The 21,721-nt window shown below is 64.7% G+C and carries 17 protein-coding genes and 1 pseudogene; 8 read left to right on the plus strand and 10 right to left on the minus strand.

The genetic code is table 11. The features are described from left to right. From SE92_RS37175 to SE92_RS20115, 4 genes are all read left to right on the plus strand, one after another. A partial coding sequence (locus SE92_RS37175) for an AMP-binding protein (RefSeq protein ID WP_245324650.1) occupies positions 1–974 on the plus strand: 974 nt, incomplete at its 5' end. A gap of 160 nt (positions 975–1,134) precedes the next feature. Beyond that, positions 1,135–2,898: a flavin-containing monooxygenase gene (locus SE92_RS20105; RefSeq protein WP_063197764.1), complete on the plus strand. Its 1,764-nt coding sequence runs from the start codon at positions 1,135–1,137 to the stop codon at positions 2,896–2,898. Positions 2,899–3,025: 127 nt separating this feature from the next. Then, positions 3,026–4,003 (plus strand): peptidyl-alpha-hydroxyglycine alpha-amidating lyase family protein, encoded by a 978-nt coding sequence (locus SE92_RS36765; protein ID WP_063197765.1) that lies wholly within the window; start codon positions 3,026–3,028, stop codon positions 4,001–4,003. Positions 4,004–4,216: 213 nt separating this feature from the next. Further along, a complete protein-coding gene (locus SE92_RS20115) occupies positions 4,217–4,774 on the plus strand; it encodes an HNH endonuclease (protein ID WP_008142962.1) in 558 nt (185 codons plus the stop codon). A gap of 32 nt (positions 4,775–4,806) precedes the next feature. Here the strand turns inward: SE92_RS20115 and SE92_RS20120 are convergent, their stop codons facing one another. Both SE92_RS20120 and SE92_RS20125 read right to left on the minus strand, forming a co-directional pair. Next, on the minus strand, positions 4,807–5,808 hold the full coding sequence (locus tag SE92_RS20120) for a glycoside hydrolase family 16 protein (protein WP_063197767.1): 1,002 nt from the start codon (positions 5,806–5,808) through the stop codon (positions 4,807–4,809). Between the two features lie 126 nt (positions 5,809–5,934). Further along, positions 5,935–6,825 (minus strand): DMT family transporter, encoded by an 891-nt coding sequence (locus SE92_RS20125; RefSeq protein ID WP_063197770.1) that lies wholly within the window; start codon positions 6,823–6,825, stop codon positions 5,935–5,937. A 149-nt stretch (positions 6,826–6,974) separates the two neighbouring features. Here SE92_RS20125 and SE92_RS20130 point away from each other — a divergent pair, with 149 nt between their 5' ends. Further along, positions 6,975–7,196: a dodecin gene (locus SE92_RS20130; RefSeq protein ID WP_063197771.1), complete on the plus strand. Its 222-nt coding sequence runs from the start codon at positions 6,975–6,977 to the stop codon at positions 7,194–7,196. A gap of 6 nt (positions 7,197–7,202) precedes the next feature. Here SE92_RS20130 and SE92_RS20135 read toward each other — a convergent pair whose 3' ends face one another. Continuing rightward, the gene (locus SE92_RS20135) at positions 7,203–10,373 is read right to left on the minus strand and encodes an autotransporter domain-containing protein (protein ID WP_063197773.1); all 3,171 of its coding nucleotides are present in this window, start codon (positions 10,371–10,373) and stop codon (positions 7,203–7,205) included. A 352-nt stretch (positions 10,374–10,725) separates the two neighbouring features. Here SE92_RS20135 and SE92_RS20140 point away from each other — a divergent pair, with 352 nt between their 5' ends. Continuing rightward, the gene (locus tag SE92_RS20140; RefSeq protein ID WP_245324652.1) at positions 10,726–11,781 is read left to right on the plus strand and encodes a helix-turn-helix domain-containing protein; all 1,056 of its coding nucleotides are present in this window, start codon (positions 10,726–10,728) and stop codon (positions 11,779–11,781) included. 57 nt (positions 11,782–11,838) lie between these two features. After that, entirely contained in the window at positions 11,839–12,489 is a 651-nt protein-coding gene (locus SE92_RS20145; RefSeq protein WP_063197777.1) for an HAD family hydrolase, read from the plus strand. 12 nt (positions 12,490–12,501) lie between these two features. Here the strand turns inward: SE92_RS20145 and SE92_RS20150 are convergent, their stop codons facing one another. From SE92_RS20150 to SE92_RS20180, 7 genes are all read right to left on the minus strand, one after another. Continuing rightward, positions 12,502–13,755: an MFS transporter gene (locus SE92_RS20150; RefSeq protein WP_245324654.1), complete on the minus strand. Its 1,254-nt coding sequence runs from the start codon at positions 13,753–13,755 to the stop codon at positions 12,502–12,504. Positions 13,756–13,805: 50 nt separating this feature from the next. Beyond that, positions 13,806–14,774 (minus strand): ABC transporter ATP-binding protein, encoded by a 969-nt coding sequence (locus SE92_RS20155; RefSeq protein ID WP_063197779.1) that lies wholly within the window; start codon positions 14,772–14,774, stop codon positions 13,806–13,808. Then, positions 14,771–15,766, minus strand: a complete 996-nt coding sequence (locus SE92_RS20160; RefSeq protein WP_063197780.1) for an ABC transporter ATP-binding protein — start codon at positions 15,764–15,766, stop codon at positions 14,771–14,773. The genes SE92_RS20155 and SE92_RS20160 overlap by 4 nt, the downstream gene beginning before the upstream one ends. Next, positions 15,766–16,683, minus strand: coding sequence for an ABC transporter permease (locus tag SE92_RS20165; protein WP_063197783.1), 918 nt, complete (start codon positions 16,681–16,683; stop codon positions 15,766–15,768). The genes SE92_RS20160 and SE92_RS20165 overlap by 1 nt, the downstream gene beginning before the upstream one ends. Further along, positions 16,649–17,608, minus strand: coding sequence for an ABC transporter permease (locus tag SE92_RS20170; protein ID WP_063197785.1), 960 nt, complete (start codon positions 17,606–17,608; stop codon positions 16,649–16,651). Before SE92_RS20170 ends, SE92_RS20165 begins: the two co-directional genes overlap by 35 nt. A gap of 29 nt (positions 17,609–17,637) precedes the next feature. Then, positions 17,638–19,428, minus strand: coding sequence for a peptide ABC transporter substrate-binding protein (locus SE92_RS20175; protein ID WP_063197787.1), 1,791 nt, complete (start codon positions 19,426–19,428; stop codon positions 17,638–17,640). A gap of 261 nt (positions 19,429–19,689) precedes the next feature. Further along, positions 19,690–21,108, minus strand: a complete 1,419-nt coding sequence (locus SE92_RS20180) for a M20 family metallopeptidase (RefSeq protein ID WP_063197790.1) — start codon at positions 21,106–21,108, stop codon at positions 19,690–19,692. 287 nt (positions 21,109–21,395) lie between these two features. Here SE92_RS20180 and SE92_RS20185 point away from each other — a divergent pair. Continuing rightward, positions 21,396–21,721: pseudogene (locus tag SE92_RS20185) on the plus strand (S1C family serine protease); the annotation flags it as partial.

A 21,721-nucleotide genomic window follows, 5' to 3' on the forward strand; every position in this document is an offset into this window, starting at 1 on the left:
CCATCGCCTATGGCATCAAGCCGCGCGAGGGCCAAATCGTGCTGATCAACGGGCCGATGTATCACTCGGCGCCGCACTCCTACGGCATGATGGCATTCCGCAACGGCTGCACCATCGTCCTCCAGGCGCGGTTCGACGCCGAGGAACTGCTGGCGCTGATCGAGGGCCACCGCGTCACCCACATCCACATGGTGCCGACCATGTTCGTGCGCCTGCTCCGCCTGCCCGAGGCGGTCCGGCAGCGCTACGATCTCTCCTCGCTGCGTTTCGTCGTGCACGGCGCCGCGCCCTGCCCGCCCGAGGTCAAGCGGGCCATGATCGAATGGTGGGGACCGGTCATCAACGAGTATTTCGGCTCGACCGAGACCGGCATCCCGGTGTGGCACTCCGCCGAGGAGGCGCTGAAGAAGCCCGGCACGGTCGGCCGCGCCATCGACGGCGGCATCGTCAAGATTTTTCGCGACGACGGCAGCCTCTGCGACGTCAATGAGATCGGCGAAATCTACATGCGCCAGACCGCGGTCCCCGACTTCGACTATCACGGCAAGGCGCAGGCCAGGGCCGAGGCGGGGCGCGACGGTCTCGTCAGCGTGGGCGACGTCGGCTATCTCGACGAGGACGGTTATCTGTTCCTGTGCGACCGCAAGCGCGACATGGTGATCTCGGGCGGGGTCAACATCTATCCCGCCGAGATCGAGAACGCGCTGATCGGAATGCCGGGCGTGCGTGATTGCGCCGTGTTCGGCATCCCCGACGCCGAATATGGCGAGCGGCTGTGCGCCTGCATCGAGCCCGATCAGGCCGAGCCGCTCTCCGCCGCCGCGGTGCAGGCCTTTCTGCGCGCGCGGCTCGCCAACTTCAAGGTGCCGAAGGAGATCCAGTTCCTGGATGCGTTGCCCCGCGAGGCAACTGGCAAGATCTTCAAGCGCAAGCTGCGCGATCCTTATTGGGCGGACCGAAGGCCGGGCGCTTAGCCAGTCTCAAGGCCGGATCGGCGCGAGCGGACTGCCGGCCCATATTCCGTCCGGGCAAGGCCGCATGCCTGCCTCGCTCGGCTCCGCGGCTTTTGGCGGGCGACGAAGCCGTATAGCCTTCGACCTCAGAGGAAACGCCGCGAAGACGGCACGAGGTCGCATGCTGGACAGGACGAAGGATATTTCCGTCGCCACGCAAGCCTGGCTCGATGAATTCGAGCGCCTGCTCGGCGAGCCCGAACCCGCCGCGCTGGACCACCTCTTCCTCGCCGACAGCTTTTGGCGCGACGCGCTGGCGCTGAGCTGGAACCTGCAAACACTCGCCGGCCGCGAGACGATCACGCCAGCGCTGACTGCGCTCGCGCCCAAGACGGCGCCCACCCATTTTAAGATCGCGCCCGACCGCGCACCACCGCGCTGGGTGACGCGCGCCGGCACCAATACCATCGAGGCGATCTTCAATTTCGAAACCGCGATCGGACGCGGCAGCGGCATCATTCGGCTTCTTCCTGACAGCACCGACGGCGATCGGCTGAAGGCGTGGACACTTCTGACTACGCTCGACGAGCTAAAGGGCTTTGAGGAGCAACTCGGCAGATCGCGCCCGCGCGGCCAGGCCTATTCCCGCGATTTCCGCGGGCCGAACTGGCTCGATCTGCGCAACGCCTCGCGGGACTATGCGAAGCGCGATCCGGCCGTGCTGGTCGTGGGCGGCGGCCAGGCCGGGCTTGCGATCGCAGCGCGGCTGAAGCAGTTGCAGGTCGACACGCTGATCGTCGATCGCGAGGCGCGCATCGGCGACAATTGGCGCAAGCGCTATCACGCGCTGACCCTGCACAACCAGGTGCAGGTCAATCACCTGCCCTACATGCCGTTTCCGCCGAACTGGCCGACCTACATCCCCAAGGACAAGCTCGCCAACTGGTTCGAGGCTTACGTCGATGCGATGGAGCTGAATTTCTGGACCGGCACCGCGTTCGAGGACGGCAGCTATGACGAGGCCGAGGGACGCTGGACGGTCACATTGCGCCGCACCGACGGCGGCAAGCGCACCATGCATCCGCGGCACGTGATCATGGCCACCGGCGTCAGCGGCATCGCGAACATCCCTGCCATCCCGACCCTCGACAATTTCAAGGGCACGCTGCTGCATTCCAGCCGCTACGAGGACGGCGAGAGGTGGACCGGCAAGCGCGCGATCGTCATCGGCACCGGCAACAGCGGCCACGACATCGCGCAGGATCTCTATTCCAGCGGCGCCGAGGTCACGCTGGTGCAGCGCTCGCCCACACTCGTCACCAACATCGAGCCGTCGGCGCAACTTGCTTACGCCACCTACAATGAAGGCACGCTCGAGGACAACGATTTGATCGCCGCCTCGATGCCGACGCCGCTCGCGAAGAAGACCCATGTGATGCTGACCGAGCAATCGAAGCAGCTCGACAAGGAGCTGCTCGACGGCCTCTCTCGCGTCGGCTTCAGGCTCGACTTCGGCGAGGCCGGCACGGGATGGCAATTCAAATACCTCACCCGCGGCGGCGGCTACTATTTCAACGTCGGCTGCTCCAATTTGATCGCAGAGGGCAAGGTCAAGCTCAGGCAGTTCGACGATATCGATGGTTTTGTCGCCGACGGCGCGCGGATGAAGGACGGCTCGATCGTTGCCGCCGATCTCATCGTGCTCTCCACCGGCTACAAGCCGCAGGAAGTTCTCGTGCGAAAACTGTTCGGGGATGCGGTCGCCGACCGCGTCGGCCCGATCTGGGGTTTTGGCGACGGCTTCGAGCTGCGCAACATGTATACGCGCACGGCACAGCCCGGCCTGTGGTTCATCGCCGGGAGCCTCGCGCAGTGCCGCATCAACTCGAAATATCTCGCGCTGCAGATCAAGGCGATCGAGGAAGGGGTTTTGGGGCGGACGTAACCGCAATCGTCATTCCGGGGCGCGCGTCAGCGCGAACCCGGAATCCATGGAAACTCCGGGACCCGCGGCCAAATGGATTCCGGGCTCGCGACTTCGTCGCGCCCCGGAATGACAAGAGGAGAGATCAATGCCAGCCATCCTCGGCAGCGGCGAGCACCGCTACCGCGTCGTCGACAATTTCGCAAAGCTGCCGGACGGCTGGCAGCTCACCGACGTCGCTTCCGTCGCAGTCGACAGCAAGGACCGCGTCTACGTCTTCAACCGCGGCGCCCATCCGATGGTGGTGCTGGACCGCGACGGCAATTTCCTGCGCAGCTTTGGCGAAGGGCTGTTCTCGCGCGCGCACGGCCTGCACATCGATGCAGACGACAATCTCTATTGCACGGATGACGGCGACCATACCGTGCGCAAATGCACCACCGACGGCAAGGTGCTGCTGACGATCGGTATCCCCGCAAAGCCTGCGGCTTTCATGAGCGGCGATCCGTTCCACCGCTGCACCCACACCGCGCTGTCGCCGAAGGGCGAAATCTACGTGTCTGACGGCTATGGCAATGCCCGCGTGCACAAATTCACCCCCGACGGCAAGCTGATCAGGAGCTGGGGCGAGCCCGGCACCGATCCCGGCCAGTTCAACATCGTGCACAATATCGCCACCGATGCCGACGGCTGGGTCTATGTCGCCGACCGCGAGAACCATCGCGTGCAGGTGTTCGACGGGGAAGGCAAGTACGAGACGCAGTGGAACAACCTTCACCGCCCATGTGCGCTGTGCTGCTGCGGCGGGGCGAAGAGCCCGACCTTCGTGATCGGCGAGCTCGGTCCCGGCATGGCCGTCAACCGCAAGGTGCCCAATCTCGGTCCGCGGCTGTCGATCGTGGATGCCAAGGGCAAGCGCATTGCGCGGCTCGGCGGCGAGGAGGGCCCCGGCATTTCCAGCGGCAAATTCCTGGCACCCCACGGCATCGCGCTGGATTCGAAAGGCGACATCTATGTCGGCGAGGTCGGCGTCACCGACTGGAAGACGAGCTTTCCTGACGAGGAGATGCCGGCCATGGTGCGCGCCACACGCTGTCTGCAGAAGCTGGAGCGGGTACGGGAGTAGCTCCACGGCAAATCACGACGCGCGGTAAGCGGCGGTTCCGCGCCAGGCGCGTACCTCCCCCAAATCGCGGCTTTTTGAGCGGCTTCGCCACCCCGCCGCCGTATTGCTTGCGCCTGAATAAGTCGCTCAACGGGCTTCACAATCCCGTCACGCTGCATGTAGTATGTCAGGACATGCTGCTTCGCAGCGTATATTGGAGGCCGGGAGCGTTACTTGAACGCACATGTCTCGCAAGGCAGTTGGCCGGTGTTGGTGCTGAATGCGGACTTCCGGCCGCTGAGTTACTACCCGCTGTCTCTTTGGTCGTGGCAAGACGCGATCAAGGCGGTGTTCCTCGACCGCGTCAACATCGTCGCTCACTACGATCAGGCGGTCCACAGTCCGACGCTGCAGATGCAGCTGCCGAGCGTCGTCTCGCTCAAATCCTTCGTCAAGCCGACCACGCACCCGGCCTTCACCCGGTTCAACGTCTTCCTGCGCGATCGTTTCGCCTGCCAATATTGCGGCTCGCCCGAAGACCTCACCTTCGATCACATCATCCCGCGCAGCAAGGGCGGCCAGACCACCTGGGAGAACGTGGTCGCGGCCTGCTCGCCCTGTAATCTGCGCAAGGGCAATCTGACGCCGGCGCAGGCAAAGATGTTTCCGCGCCAGAGCGCCTTTGCGCCGACCGTCCACCAGCTCCACCGCAACGGCCGCCTGTTTCCGCCGAACTATCTGCACGACAGCTGGCTGGATTATCTCTACTGGGATACGGAGCTGGATCCGTAGGTCGCGGAGCCGGCGATGATGCGATTAGGCTTCTATCTCCGCGCTTGCTCCATATTGATCTGATAGGCGGAAATCCGGTCGATCTCGAACGCGACGCTCGCTGGCGATTCGGCATCGACCTGACTGACGCCCGGAAAAAACTTCGATCCGATCGCCAGATTGACGATCATGTACATGGGATCGTCGAAGCCGATCGGTACCTTGATGTCGGAGACCGGCCTGCGGTCGATGAAATAGACCAGGCGATCCTCCTGCCACAGCACACCGTAATTGTGGAAGGCGCGCGAGGCATCGTCGACCGCGAAATCGAAGCCGCAGGACTGGATCTTCTGGGTCGAAGGAATCCGCCAATGCGTCGTCATCACGAGATCTCCCGGCCGCCCGCCGCGCCCCTCGAGAACGTCGACCTCGGGCGGCCAACCGCCGTCGTCCGCCAGCATCCAGAACGCCGGCCACACCGCATGGCCGACCGGCACCTTGGCACGGATTTCGAAATAGCCGTGCTTCTGGGCGAAGGTGCCCTGGGTCGTCAGGATGCCCGAAATGTACTCGTTGTTGAACAGCACCGATTTTAGTTCCGGCGGCGTACGGCTGGCGATGATCGACAACACACCGTCTTTCACCCTGAACGGATCGAGCCCGAGCGGCGCTGCCGCACGACCGGCATAACGGGGGTCGACGTAGATCTGCTGCTCGCCATTGGCGCTGGTCTTGCGCTTGAAGTCGGAGCCGTCACCGCCCCAATAGCGCGCCTCCGGCCAGGCCGCTCCGCCCGCATAATGCGGGACCCAACGTCCGTTCGACAGGGGATGCTCGTCAAAATCCTCGCTGAACGTCCGTCTCAACGGCAGAAACACCAGCGGAGCTTGATTGACCGCGTCGAGCCGGCGGCAGGCGATGGTGGAAGGATCGGTTGTGACCTGCAGCGCCATGCTCGCCGGCGCGCCATCGAGCTCGTCCTGCGCGATGCCAGGCGCAGACAGCACGCCGAGGCCGATCGCAACCAGAGTGCCGCCCATCCAACGGTCGATCATCACCGCACTCGAAAATGCCATGACATGCCCGGAGCTTAGCTCAGCCGTCGTCACGCGGGCAACCGCGGCATCCCATGCCAGCGGGCGATTTGAAAACCATTCCTCGCGCCTCCGTACCCCGGGCGGTTACTGAACTTTACCCCGCTGCAACGCCAGCGTCACGCCACTGAGCGTGAGTGCCATCGCTGTCCATTCGCGGTAGCCCAGCGGCTCGCCGAGGATGATGGCGGCCGAGACCACCCCGATCACGGGCACGATCAGCATGCCGGTCGAGGCCGTGGTCGGCGGCAGGCGGCGCAACGTCTCGAACCAGGTGACGTAACAGACGCCCATCGGCACCAATGTCATGTAGAGGAAGCAGCCGAGCCCCAGCGGGGTGATTGCGGTGATGTCGGGACGCTCGAACAACACGCCGAGGACCAGCATCGTGCCGCAGCCGAGCCCGACCTGCCAGGCGACGACGACCAGCGGCGGCATGGGCAGCGGCTTGCGGTTGAGCACGTTGCCGAGCGCGAACAGGATGGCGCAAGACAACGCCAGCACAATACCCAGCAGCTTGTCGGCGCTGAACGCAAAACCGTTGCCGCTCAGCAGCAGCGCGACGCCGGCGACGCCGAGGACGAGCCCGAAGATGTCCCGCAGGGTCGGCCGCGTGTGCAGCACCGGCCAGGCGAACAGCATCGCCCAGATCGGCATGGTGTAGGCGAGCAGTGCGCCCTCGCTCACCGTGACATATTTCATCGCGACCGTGCCGAGCCCCATCCAGGCAAAGACGTTGGTGAAGGTCGCGAACAGCAGCCGCGGGATCGCCTCGCGCGGAACGGCGAACGATTCCTTCCGACTCAGCACAAGGGCACCGAGGATGAGCGAGGCACAAACGCCCGCAAGTCCGCGCGCGAACAAGGGCGGCCATTGTTGCAGCAGCAGCTTCATCAGCGGCCAGTTCAGCGCCCAGCCGAACGCCGTCACGCAGAGGCAGAGAGAGCCGATCGTCCTGTCGCGTCGCGCCGAATCCATGGACAGCGCTTAGCAGGCGGACGCTGCCCGCTCCACCTCGGCCGGCGCATGCAAGCCATCGCGCAGGCGGGAACTGGACCGCCTGGCGCTCGTTCAGTTGGGGAGCACGCCGCGCCGGTGCGTGCCGCAGCGCAACCGAGGAGGCCATCATGTCTGCAGCTGAGAAAGACCACGTCTACAAGATCCTGGACCTCGTCGGATCGTCCGAGACATCGATCGAGGACGCGGTCAAGAACGCAATCAGCCGCGCCGCCAAGACCGTCCGCGACATCAAATGGTTCGAGGTCGTGCAGACGCGCGGCCATGTCGAGAACGGCGCCGTGCGTCACTTTCAGGTGACGCTGCGCATCGGCTTCACGCTGGAGGAATGACGGCGCTCACCAGCCGTAGCGAAGGCTGCCCTTGCCGGCGTAGCTGCGGGTGACGCTGGAGAACTCGCCTTCGAACGTCGCCGCCATCGACCAGCCGCTTGTCCATTTCATCTCGGCCGAAGCCGTCGTGAGCACGGCATCGCGAGCTTGCGCTGCGCCGTTGACGACGAAGCTTGCGAGCGGTAGCGCCTGAAAGGTCGCGGCGGCCGCACGATCGGGATTGAAATCATGTGCCCAGGCGACACGGCCGCGCAGCGTCATCACGCCATCTGCCAACGCAAGGGACCGGTCGGTACGCAGGCCGAGCTCGCTGCGGCTGTCGGTCATGCTTTTCGCGGCGTAGCTCAAGGCGAACGCCGTCGAGCCGGAGACCGCCTGTTCGGCATAACCTGGGAGATCGAGGGTCGTGAACTGCATCGCGCCATAAGGCGTGAGGCCGATTCCGCCGACCCACGACGCAACCAGGCGATAGCCGCCTTCGAGACGACCGGAATACGCATTGGCATCGAACGCGGCGCGCAGGCGATCGGCGCCGGCGATGGTCACCGTGCGATCAGTGGTGATGCTCTGCCAGCCATAGGCCAGCGCGGCGGAGACATAGGCCGGGCCGTTCGCATGGGACAGATAGGCGCCGGCCTGGAACAGGTCGGAGCGGCCGGAGCCGAGACCGTTCACGTCGAAGCCGGTGCCGCCGCCGGCGAGCGCGAAGCCCAGTTTCGTGCTCGGCGCGAGCCAATAATCCGCGCCGACCGCGGTACCCGCGATGCGGCTCGTCATGTCGCTGGAGCCGTCCGTCGCATTGCCATTGGTCAATTGCGATCCGCCGAAGCCGGCCGCCCACACGCTCCAACGCTGCGCAAATCTCTGCGTCGGCGCCTTGGCGAGCATGGCGAACGCGTCGGTGCGCCGGCCTGCGGCATAGGCGCCTGGTTCGCTGTCTTCGGCAAATCCAGCCGCACTGTTCGGCGGGCCCGTCCGGCCCTCCCGTTGCGCGAAGGGGTCCGTGAGCAGGCCCATGAACTGGCTCATCGCGCTGATCGTCGTCTGCTGCGTGCCCGTGCCTTGCTCGCCGGAGGCTTGCGTCAGTCCTGCCGCGGTCATGCGGCCGTAGGTCAGCGGGATACCGCCGTTGACATCGAAGGAGTGGACCAATGCATTCGCCACCGCCCGCTGATTGCCATTCAGGCCGGACGCCGGCGGCGGGACGAAGGCGAGCGACAGGTTGAGATAGGCATTGTTCGCATCGTAGCTGAGATCGGTCGTGAAGTTCGCCGGCAAATTGCTGCTGGCAACTGTCGAGGCAAAGGCCCCCGAGAGGCCGCCCGCGCTGAGGATGGTGTATCTCTTCTCGATATAACTGCCGGCCGCAAATACCGCGTTCACGGTGGCGCCGCCAAGAATGGCGGTGCCGGATACGTTCGCGGAGGACGCCGCCGATGGATTGACCTGGACCCGATAGATCGCGCCCGATTGCAGGGCGAGATCACCGACGATGCTCGTCACGCTGCCGGGCGTACCATTGCCGGGCGCGAAGGTGCCACCACCGGCGATCGTTACCAACAGCGGATCGATCGTGCCCGCTCCCATCAGCACGCCACCGGCATTCACCGTGACGGAAGAGGTGCCGGTGATGGTTCCTTCGACGTCGAGCACTCCGCCATTCACGGCCGTGGCTCCCGTATAGCCGATGTTGCCGAGCAACATGGTGAAGCCGGCCGTCGTCGTCAGGCTCGCAGTCCCGCCGATGCCGTTGAGGACGCCTCCGGTCGACGTGATGGGCGCGTTCAGATTACCGTTGCGGATCGTGCCGCCGCTGAGGTTGACCACGCTCTGGGTCTGCGTCGTGCTGCCCAGATCAAGCGTGGCACCGCTGTTGACCGTGGTCGTCCCGCCGACGTCGCCCAGTGTGCCGGCACCGCTCAAGGCCAGCGTACCGCCGTTGACGAAGGTTCCGCCGCTGTAGGTGTTGGCTCCGGTCAACGTCAGCGTGCCCAGCCCCGCCTTGGTCAGGGATCCCGTGTTGATGATCTGTCCAGATAAGGTTGCGTCGAAGCCGTTGGTGTCGATCGTGCCGCCGCCCGCCAGCAGGGAAATCGTCCGCGCGGTGCTGAAAGCCCCCGTGAAGCGCAGCGCACCACCATTGAAATTGACGTATTGCCCGAAACCCAGCGCTGAGAGCGCTGCGTCGCTGCCAATTGAGACCGCCCCACCCGCCGCAACGATGACGTTCGGCCCAATGAAAGCTGTACCGGAAGTGCCGTTGTCCACGATCGGAATGGACGGGGAGGCTATGATCGTGTTCGTGGCGGTATCCAGCACGTAAAACCCCGCGCCGGTCGTGATGTAGGCTCGACTTCCGTCGGGCGTCACGGTCACCCCGACGCTGTGGCTGGGCAGGGCTACGTTTGCGGTGACGGTGTTCGTCAGAGCATCGATCACCACGAGCTGTTGAAGCTGCGTCGTCACATAGATCCGCGACCCATCCGGGCTGACCGCGACAATCAGGGGGAGTCCGGAGACCGAAATCGTCGTCACCACCGATTGCGATGTCGCATCGATCACCGTGACGCTACCGGATTGATTGGCCACGTAGATGCGGCCTCCATCCGGAGACACTGTGATCCCGGAGGCGCTGTTTCCGACTGCGACCGAGCCGATCACGGCTTTCGATGCAGCGTCGATGATCGAAACGCTTGCGGAGCCCTGGTTGGCCACATAAATCCTGGTGCCGTCCGGCGAGACGGCAACGCCGAAAGGGATTACACCAACTGCGATGGGTGAACCGACCACGAGATTGGTCGCGGTGGAAATCACCGTGACCGAATTGGCCGCAGAGGACGTCACGTAGAGGCTCGAGCCGTCAGGGCTGAGCGCCAATCCTGCCGGCGATCCGGCGACGGGTATGGTCGCGACAACCGTCCGGCCGACGACGTCGATGACGTCCACCGCGCCGGACATGGCAACGACATAGGCGAAGCGGCCGTCGGCCGAAAACACCGCGCTGATAGGATATGCGTTCGTCGCGATCGCGGACCCGATCGGAGCGTTGCTCCGCGTGCCGAACTCGATCACCTGCCCCGGCGTGCTGTTGATTGCGGTCCAAAGTCCGTAATTGTCGATTTGCGCACGGCTGGCGGAGGTCGAGCCGAGATAGGGCAGGACCAGGATGACGAGCATCCCGCAACCTCTCAGTGTCCCGCATCTGCGCGGAGGTTGCCGACGATCGGCGCACTTCATTCCCATCGACCCCACGCCGTAACCTCATTCCAACAGCGCGACTCCCGCGTGGCGCGCTCGCACTCCAGCAACGAGAAGAATCTCTAACAGGACGGCGGGCCAGACGATGTGCCCGGCGTCTCAGCCGGACAAAATCCACGCAATTCTCGCATTAGTTGCATATGTTAGACCGCGCTATCCTGCCCGCATTCGCTTGCGCGCCGATATCCGAATGGCTACATCCAGACCTGACATCGGTTTGCCGCCGATATCGAGAATGAGTTGCATGCGGTCTTCCCGATCGTGAGGGGATGTGGACGATACAGCGTTGACCGCGAGCATGGTGGCGGACAATCCCGGCCGCGGTCCCGACGCGCTCGCGCGGTTGCGGGCCGCGACGGTCGACATCTGCGAGGTCATTCCGCGCACCGCGGAGGATGATTTCCATGTCACCACGATGACATGGATGACCCGCAACGCCTTGCTGATCGACACGCTCTCCTCCGACCAGGACTATGACCGCACGCCCGCGCATGTCGCCCGCGGCGTCATGGATCATTTTCAGATCACCCTCTGCATCGCAGGCGAGATGCTGTTCAGCTCGGGCCGGCGCGAGGTCACGCTGCGGCCCGGCGACATCGCTCTCATCGACATGGCGCAACCGAACCGGACCGCGCTGCGCGCCGGCGGCGGCCGCACCCACCTCATGACGATCGTCCTGCAGCGCGCGATGCTGGCGCCGCGGCTGGCACATCCGGATGCGGCGACCGCGACCCTGCTGCCGTCGGACCACCCTCATGCCCGCCTGCTCGCCCGCCACTACGCCGCGCTTGGCTCGCCGTTCGAGACGGATAGCGGGACCGGCAATGCCGAAGCCACGGTCGAGGCGATCGCCGATCTCGTGGCGGCTGCGGCTGGCGGGACGGCTGAAATCGTCGCGGGCCTCGATCGCGCCGAGCGCCATCTCTACCTCACGATGATCAAGCGCCACATCGCCAACAATCTCGAAACAGATGCGCTCACCAGCGAAGAACTCTGCCGCCACTTCCATATCTCGCGCGCGACCCTCTACCGGCTGCTCGAGGCCGAAGGCGGACTTGCTCATTATGTGCAGGAGCAGCGGCTTAATCTTGCATTCCAGCGATTGATATCGCCGTCCGCTCAGGACGTCCGTCTGATCGAACTCGCCGTCGACATCCGGTTCAGCAGCGATTCCACCTTCATCCGCGCATTCCGCCGCAAATTCGGCCTGACACCGGGCGAATTGAGGGAATTGGCCGACACGTGGCTGCGCGAGACCGGGGCGGTGCCGGCCGTCGACACGGTGCTGCACCAACTGGCCCGCCGGCGCGCATCGCAGCCCCAGTGAGCATCTACGGAATTTGTCGCACGCGCTCCGGCCGGTTATGACTGCGACCGCGGCCGGATGTTCGGCCGATCCGAGAGTGCTGCCGTGACCGATGCGATCAAGCTCGTCCTCTTCGACATGGACAATGTGCTCTGCCAGTACGACCGGGCAAAACGCGTCGCGCATCTGGCGGAGCTTGCGGGATCGACCAGCGAGTTCGTCCACGCGGCGATCTGGGAGAGCGGCTTCGAGGCGCTCGGCGATTGCGGCGCGCTCGATGCCGCGGACTATCTGCGCGGCTTCGGCGAGCGCTTGGGCTATCCGCTCTCGCTCGACGAATGGGTCGAGGCGCGGCGCCGCTCGATGCGGGCGAATGAGGCGATGCTGGAGATCGCCGCGAGCTTGCGCGAGACCGTCGATATTGCCGTGCTGACCAACAACACCACGCTGGTCGCGGACCACATCGACACGCTGCTACCGGAGCTGCGGCCGCTGTTCGGCTCCCGGATCTATGCCTCCGCGCGCTTCAAGACGGCGAAGCCGGACCCGCGCTGCTATCGTCTGTGCCTGTCCGAGCTGCAGGTGGCGCCCGAGACCGCTCTCTTCATCGACGACCTCGCGCAGAATTGCGCAGGGGCGAAAGAAGCCGGCCTCCTGGCGCATCATCACACCACGCCGGAGGCTCTCAGGGAGGCGCTCATGAAGTATGGCCTGCTCGAGGCGCCGTGAGCGGACGCCGGATCAGGCAAGCTCCGCGCCGCGCCGCTCGGGAACCAGCGCGAGCAGCACCACGACATCGAGCAAATAGAGCAGCGCCAGAGCAGCGATCGCCGTCGGAAAGCCGTAAGACGCGCTGATCAGGCCAACCACCAGCGGACCGAATCCCGCGACCGCGCGGCCGATATTGAAGAACACGTTTTGTGCGGTCGCCCGAGCGGCGGTCGGATAGAGCTCGCTCATGAGCGCGCCGTAGCCGCCGAGCATGCCGTTGACGAAGAAGCCCATCACGGCTCCGCCGACCAGCAGCGCCATTGCGGCGGTCAATTGCGAATAGACCAGCACCATGATTGCCGCACCCAGCATGTAGACTAGGAACGCAGGGCGGCGGCCGAACCGATCGGCCGCGTGGCCAAACAGGAAGATGCCGAGCGCCATGCCGGCAATGGTGACCGAGGTCCAGACTGCCGATTGGGTGAGACCATAGCCGAACCGGGTCGAGAGATAGTTCGGCAGCCAGATCATGATGCCGTAATAGCCGAAATTCTGCACCGAGCAGAGGATGACCATGGCAAGGCTGATCTTTGTCGTCTCTCTGTCGGCGACCAGCGCGCGAAGCGAGGCGATGGCATCCGTGGCCGTGGCCCGATGTGCCAGGAAGATGTCGGGCTCGTGCAGCCTGCGCCGGATCACATAGGCGGCAAGAGCCGGAAACAGCCCGATCGCGAACATGCCGCGCCAGCCAATGAGGGGCAGGAGAATCGGCGTCACCAGCGCCGCACAGAGCACGCCGAATTGCCAACCGAGGCCGACATAGGAGGTCGCCCGCGCCCGCTTGTCCGACGGCCAGGCCTCGGCGACCAGCGCCATGCCGATGCCGAATTCTCCGCCGAGCCCGACGCCCGCGATGGCCCGATAGATCATGAGATCCCAATAGCCCTGGGCCAGGGCGCAGAGTCCGGTGAAGACTGCGAACAGGACGATGCTCCAGGTCAGGACGCGGACGCGACCGAGCCGGTCGGACAGCAGGCCGAAGATGAAGCCGCCGAGCACCGCGCCGACCAGTGTTGCGGTCACCAGCGAGGCGGCCTGCGGCTGCGTCAGATGGAGATCTTTAGAGATCGCGGTCAGCATGAAGCCGAGGATGAGAAGATCGAACCCATCCATCGCGTAGCCCAGCGCGGATCCCCACAGCGCCCGGCGCGCATCGGTGCCGACGTCCGTGGTTCGAATCGAAAGCGGCTGCGCTTCCGCTGCGGCGAGACCGGCGTCCTGCATCTGCCTCTCGTTCCCCTCTCCGCGCCGATCCCTTGAAATCGCTGACGGCGTCAGGCCAGATGGCACGCCACGAAGTGTCCGCCCGCACCTTCCTTCAGCACCGGCGCGCTCTCGGCGCAGCGCGGCTGCGCGATCGGACAGCGGGTGTGGAAGTGACAGCCCGACGGCGGCTTCATCGGGCTCGGCACGTCGCCCTTGAGGCGGATGCGCTCGCGCTTGAGCTTGGGATCGGGCACCGGTACCGCCGACAGCAGCGCCCTGGTGTAGGGATGCTGCGGATTGCGGTAGAGATCGCTGGCCTTGGCGAGCTCGACGATGCGGCCGAGATACATCACCGCAACGCGGTCGGAGATGTGCTCGACCACGGAGAGGTCGTGCGCGACGAAGAGATAGGTGAGGTTCAGCTCGGCCTGGAGGTCTTCCAGGAGATTGATCACCTGGGCCTGGATCGAGACGTCGAGCGCGGAGACCGGCTCGTCGCAGACGATCAGCTTCGGCTCGACCGCGAGCGCGCGCGCGATCACGATGCGTTGGCGCTGGCCGCCGGAGAATTCATGCGGATAACGCCGCATGTGCTCGGCCTTGAGCCCGACCTTGACGAGCAGGCTAGCGACGCGCTCCTCGCGCTCCTTTGCCGAGGATCCGAGCTTGTGGATGATCAGCGCCTCGCCGAGGATGGCACCGACCGTCATGCGCGGATTGAGCGAGGCGAACGGATCCTGGAACACCAGCTGCATGTTCCGCCGCATCGCGCGCAGATCATTGCCGCCGAGCTGACGCACGTCCTGGCCGTCGAAGGTGACCTCGCCGTCGGTCGGCTCGATCAGGCGCAGCACGCAGCGTCCCGTGGTCGACTTGCCGCAGCCGGATTCGCCGACGAGACCGAGCGTCTCGCCGCGGTTGACCGAGAACGACACGCCGTCGACGGCATAGACGGTGCCGACCTGGCGCGACAACAGGCCGCCGAGCACGGGGAAATGCTTCTTCAGGTTGGAGACTTGCAGCAAGGGCTCGCTCATGAGGCGGCTCCCAGGTTCGGATCGCCGAGATGACAGGCCATGCGGTGACCGGGCGCGATCTCACGCAGCAGCGGCTCCTTCTCAGTGCAGACATTCATGGCAAACTTGCAGCGCGGCGCGAAGCGGCAGCCGACCGGCGGATTGATCAGGATCGGCACCGAACCGCCGATCGCCTCGAGCCGCGTCTTGTGCTCGCTGTCGAGATCGATGCGCGGGATCGAGCGGATCAGCCCTTGCGTATAGGGATGGCCGGGATGACCGAAGAGATCATCGACGAGTGCTTCCTCCACCACCTTGCCGGCATACATCACGACGACGCGCTGCGCGGTCTCGGCGACGACGCCCATGGCATGGGTGATCAGCATCACCGCCATGCCGAAGCGCTCCTTCATGTCCTGCAAGAGGTCGAGGATCTGCGCCTGGATGGTGACGTCGAGCGCGGTGGTCGGCTCGTCGGCGATGATCAGCTTCGGCTTGCAGGCCAGCGCCATCGCGATCATCACGCGCTGGCGCATGCCGCCGGAGAATTGGTGCGGATAATTGTGCACGCGGCCTTCGGCGTTGGGGATCTGCACCAGCTTCAGCATCTCGATGGTGCGCTCGAGCGCCTGCTTCCTGGTCACCGCCTCGTGGCGGCGCAGGCTCTCGGCGATCTGCTCGCCGATGGTGAGCACCGGGTTGAGCGAGGTCATCGGCTCCTGGAAGATGAAGCCGATCTCCTTGGCCCTGATCTCGTCGAGCTGGTTGCTCGTCAAAGGCACGAGATCGCGACCCTCGAAGATGATCTGCCCCGCCGCGATGCGGCCCGGCGGCATCGCGATCAGCTTCAGGATCGACATCGCGGTCACGGTCTTGCCGCAGCCGGATTCGCCGACGACGCAGAGCGTCTCGCCACGGTTGATGGAGATATCGACGCCGTCGACGGCCTGCAGGATGCCATCGTCGGTGGAGAAGTGGGTTTTCAATCCCTTGATCTCGAGCAGCGGCGCCATCAGATCACCCGTCGCGCATCGAGCGCGTCACGCAGGCCGTCGCCGATGAAGTTGATGGCGACCACCGCGATGAAGATCGCGCCGCCCGGAAACAGCGCCCAATGCGGGCCAATGTCGAGAAAGTCCTTGGCGTCATACAGCAGCCGGCCCCAGGTCGGCGTATCCGGCGGGAAGCCCAGGCCGAGGAAGGACAGCGTCGATTCCGCGATGATCGCGGCGGCGACGTCGATGGTGCCGGCGATGATCACCGGGCCGAGCGCATTGGGCAGGATATGCCGCACCACCTGCCGCACCGGGCTGGCGCCGAGCGCGCGTGCGGCCTCGACGAACTCCTTCTCGCGGATCGACAGGAACTGCGCGCGCACCAGCCGCGCCACCGGCATCCAGCGCAGGCCCCCGATCACGAGCACGATCAGGATGAAGATGCCGCCTTCGGGACCGAATACCTGCTTCAGCCCGTCGCGGAACAGATAGATCAGCAGCAGCAGCAGCGGCAGTTGCGGCAGCGACAGGAACAAATCCGTGAGCCACATCAATCCATGCCCGAGCGCGCCGCGCGACATGCCGGCGAGCGCGCCGATCAGCGTGCCGATGAAGACGGAGACCAGCATCGCTGCGAGGCCGACCGCGAGCGAGATGCGGCCGCCATAGATCATGCGCGCCAGAATGTCCTGACCGAGGTCGTCGGTGCCGAACGGATGGGCGAGCGAGGGCCCTTGCAGGCCCGCGACGATGTCGATGTCACTCATCTTCACACGCCAAAGGAAGGGCCCGAGCAGGACGGCGAGAATGAGGACAAGCAGCAAGAAGGCGCTGACCACGGCGAGCTTGTGGCGGCTATAACGCCGCCACGTCTCGCGCCAGGGCGAGTAGACGCGCCGCTCAGCGGAGGGAGATGCGAGGGTCAAGCCAGCCATAAAGAACGTCCGCGATGAGATTGAACAGCACGACCAGGCACGCGAAGACGAAGGTCACGGCCATCACCACCGGCGTGTCGTTGGACAGGATCGAAGAGATCAGCAGCGAGCCGATGCCGGGGATGCGGAAGATCTGCTCGGTGACGATGGCGCCGCCGAACACGGCGGGAATCTGCAGCGCGATCAGCGTCACGACCGGGATCATGGCGTTGCGCATCACGTGCTTGACGATGACCTTGGCCTGGCCGAGGCCCTTGGCGCGTGCCGTGGTGACGTAGTCGAGCCGGATCACATCCAGCATCGCCGAGCGCACGAAGCGCGTCATCGACGCCGCCTGGAACAGGCCGAGCACCGCCACCGGCATGATCGCCTGACGGATCATCTCCAGCGCCCAATGAATGCCGGTGCCCTTGATGTCGGTGGTATAGACGAACGGCAGCCAGTCCAGCGTGACCGAGAAGATCAGGATGAACAGGATGCCGGTGAAGAAGGTCGGTAGCGAGAAGCCGACGAAGGCGAGCGTGTTGGCGATCTGGTCGAACAGCGAATACGGCTTGGTCGCGGCATAGACACCGACCGGGATCGCGATCAGCAGCGCCAGGATCTGCGCCGAGCCGATCACGAAGAGCGTGGTCGGCAGGCGCTGCAGGATCAGCTTGTCGACGTCCATCCGGCTGACGAAGGAGAAACCCCAATCGCCGTGCAGCATGGCGTTGAGCCAGTGGACGTAACGAAGGTAGATCGGATCGTCGAGGCCGAACTTGGCCCGAAGCGCGGCCTGCACTTCGGGCGGGACGTTCGGATTGGTCGCCAGTTCCGAGAAGGGATCGCCGGGCGCGAGCGCCAGCACGAAGAACAGCACGGCCGAGATTCCCAGCAGGCTGGGAATCGCGATCAGCAGACGACGCAGGACGTATTGACTCATAGGGAAGTATCCCGATTACGCCCGCGCGATCACGCCTCCCGGTACCAGTCGAACAAATTGTCGGTCTCGTTGGCCCAGCCGCTGACGATGCAGACGAGGTTGTTGGCCGCGGCTTCCACCTTGAGACGATGCTGCACGGGAATGAACACGACTTCCTTGATCAAGAGATCATTGGCCTTGATGTAGAACTCGGCGCGCTTGATCGGGTCCATTTCGCCTTCCGCCGCTGCGATGATCGCATCGTAGTCCTTGTTGACCCAGCGCGGATAATTGGTGCCCTGCCACTTGTTTTCCTTGGTCGCCACCCTGTCCGACGTATAGCGGCGCATGTGCTGCGACGGATCCGGCTGGCTCATGGGGATCTGGAACATCTCCAGGTCCGCATAGAACTTCGGATAGGTATCGGGATTGCCGACGTCCGAGGAGAAGAACACCGAGGCGACCACCGACTTCAGCTCGACGTCGATGCCCGCCTTCTGGCAGGCCTGCTTGACGATGGCCTGGGTCTTCTGGCGCGGGCCGTTGATCGAGGTCTGGTACAGAAGCTTCAGCTTCTTGCCGTCCTTTTCGCGGATGCCGTCCGCGCCCGGCTTCCAGCCGGCGTCGTCGAGGAGTTTCGCCGCCTTCTCGACGTTGAATTCCCAGGTGTTGTTCTTGGACACGAACTTCTCGGGCCCGTTGAGGAAATTGGCGGTGGTGCGGCCGGCGCGGCCGTAGATCGCCTTCTTGACCGACTCGCGGTCGACCAGCATCGATAGCGCCTTGCGCACCGCCGGATCGGAGAACAGCGGGTGCTTGGTCTTCATCGAGGATCGCTCGCCGTCGACCTCGGTATTGGGGTCGGTGAAATTGAGCGCGATGAACTCGGTGTCGCCGCCCACGGCGTAGACGGCCTTGCCCTTGCCGCCCTTCTCCAGGCGCAGCAGCACATCGTCTTCGACCTGGATGTTGTAGCCGAAATCGTATTCGCCGGTCTGGATCACCGCGCGTGCGGCCGAAACGGCGTCACCGCCGCCCTTCATTTCCAGGGTGTCGAAGTAGGGGCGGTTCGGCATGTGGTAATCGGGATTGATCACGCCGCGCACGAGATCGCCGGGCTTGAACTCCACGAATTTGTAGGGACCGGTGCCGACCGGCGACAGGTTGTTCGGAGCCTCGCGGGATTTGGCGCCCTTGTAGTCCGCAAACAGATGCTTGGGGATGATGGTATTGGGAGCGCCCACGAAAGCATCGGCCCAGAAGGGCGTCGGCTTGTTGAAGACGATGCGCACCGTGAGATCGTCGATCTTCTCGACCTTGATGTCGCGGTAGGTGCCGATGGTGACGGCTGCAGTCGCGGGATCGCTGGCATATTCCCAGTTGAACACGACGTCGTCGGCGGAGAACGGCTTGCCGTCGTGCCATTTGACGCCGGGCTTGAGCTTCCAGGTCACCGATTTGCCGTCAGCGGCGAGCCCGCCATTCTGGAGCGAGGGAATCTCGGCCGCCAGAACCAGCTTCATGTTGCCTTCGGGATCCCAGGACGCGAGCGGTTCGTAGAACAGGCGCGAGCCGTCCTGGTCCTTGGTGCCGGTGGCGAAATGCGGATTGAGCAAGGTCGGGCCCTGCCACCACAGCAGCTTCAGCGCACCGCCGCCGCCACGCTTGGTCGGCTTGTAGGTCGAGGCCCCCTCGGCCATCGCGACGCCGCCGAGCGCGAGGATCTGGTTGGCCAGGGGAGCGGTGAGACCGACCGCGGCCATGCGCGTGATGAAGGCGCGGCGATCCATCCGCCCGTCCTTCACTTGGCCGATCATCGAACGCAGTTCTTTGTCCAGCATGGTTGTCCCCCGTCTGGTTCCCATAGTGATGAGAGCGGCCGCGCAACGCGGCTGCCCATTTGGCTGGCAGTAGATGGCACACCGAATGGGGGGCGCGTCAACTGGGACCGTGTGTATGCAAACGGTCTTCTGGCTGTCTGTTGGGCAAAACTGCGTTCTGCAGCCCATCTGTTCGGCAATCCAGCATCAAAACATGCTGGATTGCACGCTGCAGTGCGAAAAATTTGTTCGCCGGATCAGACGAAGTATCGAGGCGAAATTCTACGCGACGGACATGTCGAGCGGCGGCTCAACATGATCCGGCAGCGGACAGACATACGGAGTCTTGGCCGTCCGCTTTTCCAGATCGGCCTTGGCGGCCTTGATCAACTCCGGATCCATCAGCGCCTTGATGCCGAGACCGGCCATCGCCTTGGCCGCCTGCACCATGGCCTTGTGGGCATGCGGGCTCTTGCCCTGCGCCACCACTTGCCAGGTGTGGAAGGGCGTTCCGATTGCAACCGTGGGTGCGTGAACCTGCACGGTCGGCACCACCCAGCTGACGTCGCCGACATCGGTCGAGCCGACCAGCGGATTGCGCTTGGCATCGAGCGGCACCAGGAAGTCGGCCAGCGGCCGATCGGTCGGCTCCATGCCGATCGCGTAATAGACCGACGCGATGTCCTTGTCGCTCAGCGTCGCGCGGATCTCGCCGGCAAAGCTCTTGTCCGCGTCGTCGAAATGCGGCGGTCCGAGCTCTTCCATGACCCGGTGCAGCGCCTGCTCCAGCGGGGTGTTCGGCAGGATGTTGGAGACCGCGGAGATGATCTTCATCTCGACCTTGGTCTCGGTCATCAGCGCCGCACCCTCGGCGATCTTGCTCACGCGTCCAACCAGTTCGTTCATGCCGGGAAGATCGCGGGCGCGGATCGAATAGCGCACCCGCGCATGGGCCTGGACAACGTTGGGAGCGATGCCGCCGGTGTCGAGCAGCGCATAATGCACGCGCGCATCGCTCGGCATGTGCTCGCGCATGTAGTTGACGCCGACATTCATCAGCTCCACCGCATCGAGCGCGGAACGGCCGAGATGCGGCGAGGCCGCGGCATGCGAGGTGCGGCCGGTGAAGATGAAGTCCGCGCGCGTGTTGGCGAGCGACGGCGTCACCGCGACCTCCCAGAAGCTGTGCGGATGCCAGGTGATGGCGATGTCGGCGTCTTCGAACGCACCGGAACGCACCATGAAGGCCTTTGCCGCGCCGCCTTCCTCGGCCGGACAGCCGTAATAGCGCACGCGGCCGGGCACCTTGTTTTCGGCGAGCCAGTCCTTCACCGCGGTCGCGGCGAGCAGTGCGGCGGAACCGAGCAGATTGTGACCGCAGCCATGGCCGTGCCCGCCGGTTTCGACCGGACGATGCTCGGCGACACCCGCTTCCTGGCTGAGGCCGGGCAGCGCGTCATATTCTCCCATGAAGGCGATGACCGGACCGCCCTCGCCCCACTCGCCCATCACCGCGGTGGGAATGCCGGCGACCTTCTCCGTGATGCGGAAACCCTGATGACGCAGCTCGGCGAGATGTTCGGCGGCGGACCGTGCCTCGGTGTAGCACACCTCGGGCATACCCCAGACCTTGTCGCTGAGGTCGATGAAACGCGCCTTGATCGTGTCGACGCCACGCCAGATGTCGCTGCGGTTATCCATGCTTCGATCCGTGATCTCTTGGTCAAACGAAGCGACAATCGGTAGCAGCTTCATTGCACTCCGCCTAGCACCTCGCGGGACAGCAGCCATGCGGCCGGGGCCGGAATGAGTGGCCGCCTGCCTCCGGTGCACGGACCGTTCCCGCCCCTTGCGAAGATTTCACGCGGCCTCCTCCGGAATAGTTGGGAACGAGCCTTTCAAGACGGCCGCCGCCAGCCTAAATTATACGTGCTTCGCGCGCCGCTCCTCCGCAATCGCGGAGCGATGCACTCAGCCAGGAGAACTCCATGCCCGCCCTGACCGAATGGAGAGTGCCGCCGGCCAATCAGCCGCGTGCGGGCGACTACGGTTTCGATCTCGACCGTGCGCTCGCATCCGTCGTCGGCCTGCACGCCATCATCCCGCCGGATGCCTTCAGTGCCGAGACGCTGGGCACCGAACGCGCCGGCAATGGCGTCGTGATCGATGACGGCCTGGTGCTCACGATCGGCTACCTCATCACCGAGGCGGAGTCGGTCTGGCTGCACCGCGCCGACGGCCGCGTGGTAGAGGGTCACGCGCTCGGCTTCGATTCCGAGACCGGGTTCGGGCTGGTGCAGGCGCTTGGCCAGCT

This window comes from Bradyrhizobium sp. AT1 (genome assembly GCF_001590795.1).
GTDB lineage: Bacteria > Pseudomonadota > Alphaproteobacteria > Rhizobiales > Xanthobacteraceae > Bradyrhizobium.

Excerpts from the sequence above, each read along its gene's own strand:
- SE92_RS20105 (WP_063197764.1), top strand. The coding sequence starts at position 1,135 with ATGCTGGACAGGACGAAGGATATTTCCGTCGCCACGCAAGCCTGGCTC.
- SE92_RS36765 (WP_063197765.1), top strand. The coding sequence starts at position 3,026 with ATGCCAGCCATCCTCGGCAGCGGCGAGCACCGCTACCGCGTCGTCGAC.
- SE92_RS20120 (WP_063197767.1), bottom strand. The coding sequence starts at position 5,808 with ATGATCGACCGTTGGATGGGCGGCACTCTGGTTGCGATCGGCCTCGGC.
- SE92_RS20125 (WP_063197770.1), bottom strand. The coding sequence starts at position 6,825 with ATGGATTCGGCGCGACGCGACAGGACGATCGGCTCTCTCTGCCTCTGC.
- SE92_RS20130 (WP_063197771.1), top strand. The coding sequence starts at position 6,975 with ATGTCTGCAGCTGAGAAAGACCACGTCTACAAGATCCTGGACCTCGTC.
- SE92_RS20135 (WP_063197773.1), bottom strand. The coding sequence starts at position 10,373 with ATGCTCGTCATCCTGGTCCTGCCCTATCTCGGCTCGACCTCCGCCAGC.
- SE92_RS20145 (WP_063197777.1), top strand. The coding sequence starts at position 11,839 with ATGTTCGGCCGATCCGAGAGTGCTGCCGTGACCGATGCGATCAAGCTC.
- SE92_RS20150 (WP_245324654.1), bottom strand. The coding sequence starts at position 13,755 with ATGCAGGACGCCGGTCTCGCCGCAGCGGAAGCGCAGCCGCTTTCGATT.
- SE92_RS20155 (WP_063197779.1), bottom strand. The coding sequence starts at position 14,774 with ATGAGCGAGCCCTTGCTGCAAGTCTCCAACCTGAAGAAGCATTTCCCC.
- SE92_RS20160 (WP_063197780.1), bottom strand. The coding sequence starts at position 15,766 with ATGGCGCCGCTGCTCGAGATCAAGGGATTGAAAACCCACTTCTCCACC.
- SE92_RS20165 (WP_063197783.1), bottom strand. The coding sequence starts at position 16,683 with ATGGCTGGCTTGACCCTCGCATCTCCCTCCGCTGAGCGGCGCGTCTAC.
- SE92_RS20170 (WP_063197785.1), bottom strand. The coding sequence starts at position 17,608 with ATGAGTCAATACGTCCTGCGTCGTCTGCTGATCGCGATTCCCAGCCTG.
- SE92_RS20175 (WP_063197787.1), bottom strand. The coding sequence starts at position 19,428 with ATGCTGGACAAAGAACTGCGTTCGATGATCGGCCAAGTGAAGGACGGG.
- SE92_RS20180 (WP_063197790.1), bottom strand. The coding sequence starts at position 21,108 with ATGGATAACCGCAGCGACATCTGGCGTGGCGTCGACACGATCAAGGCG.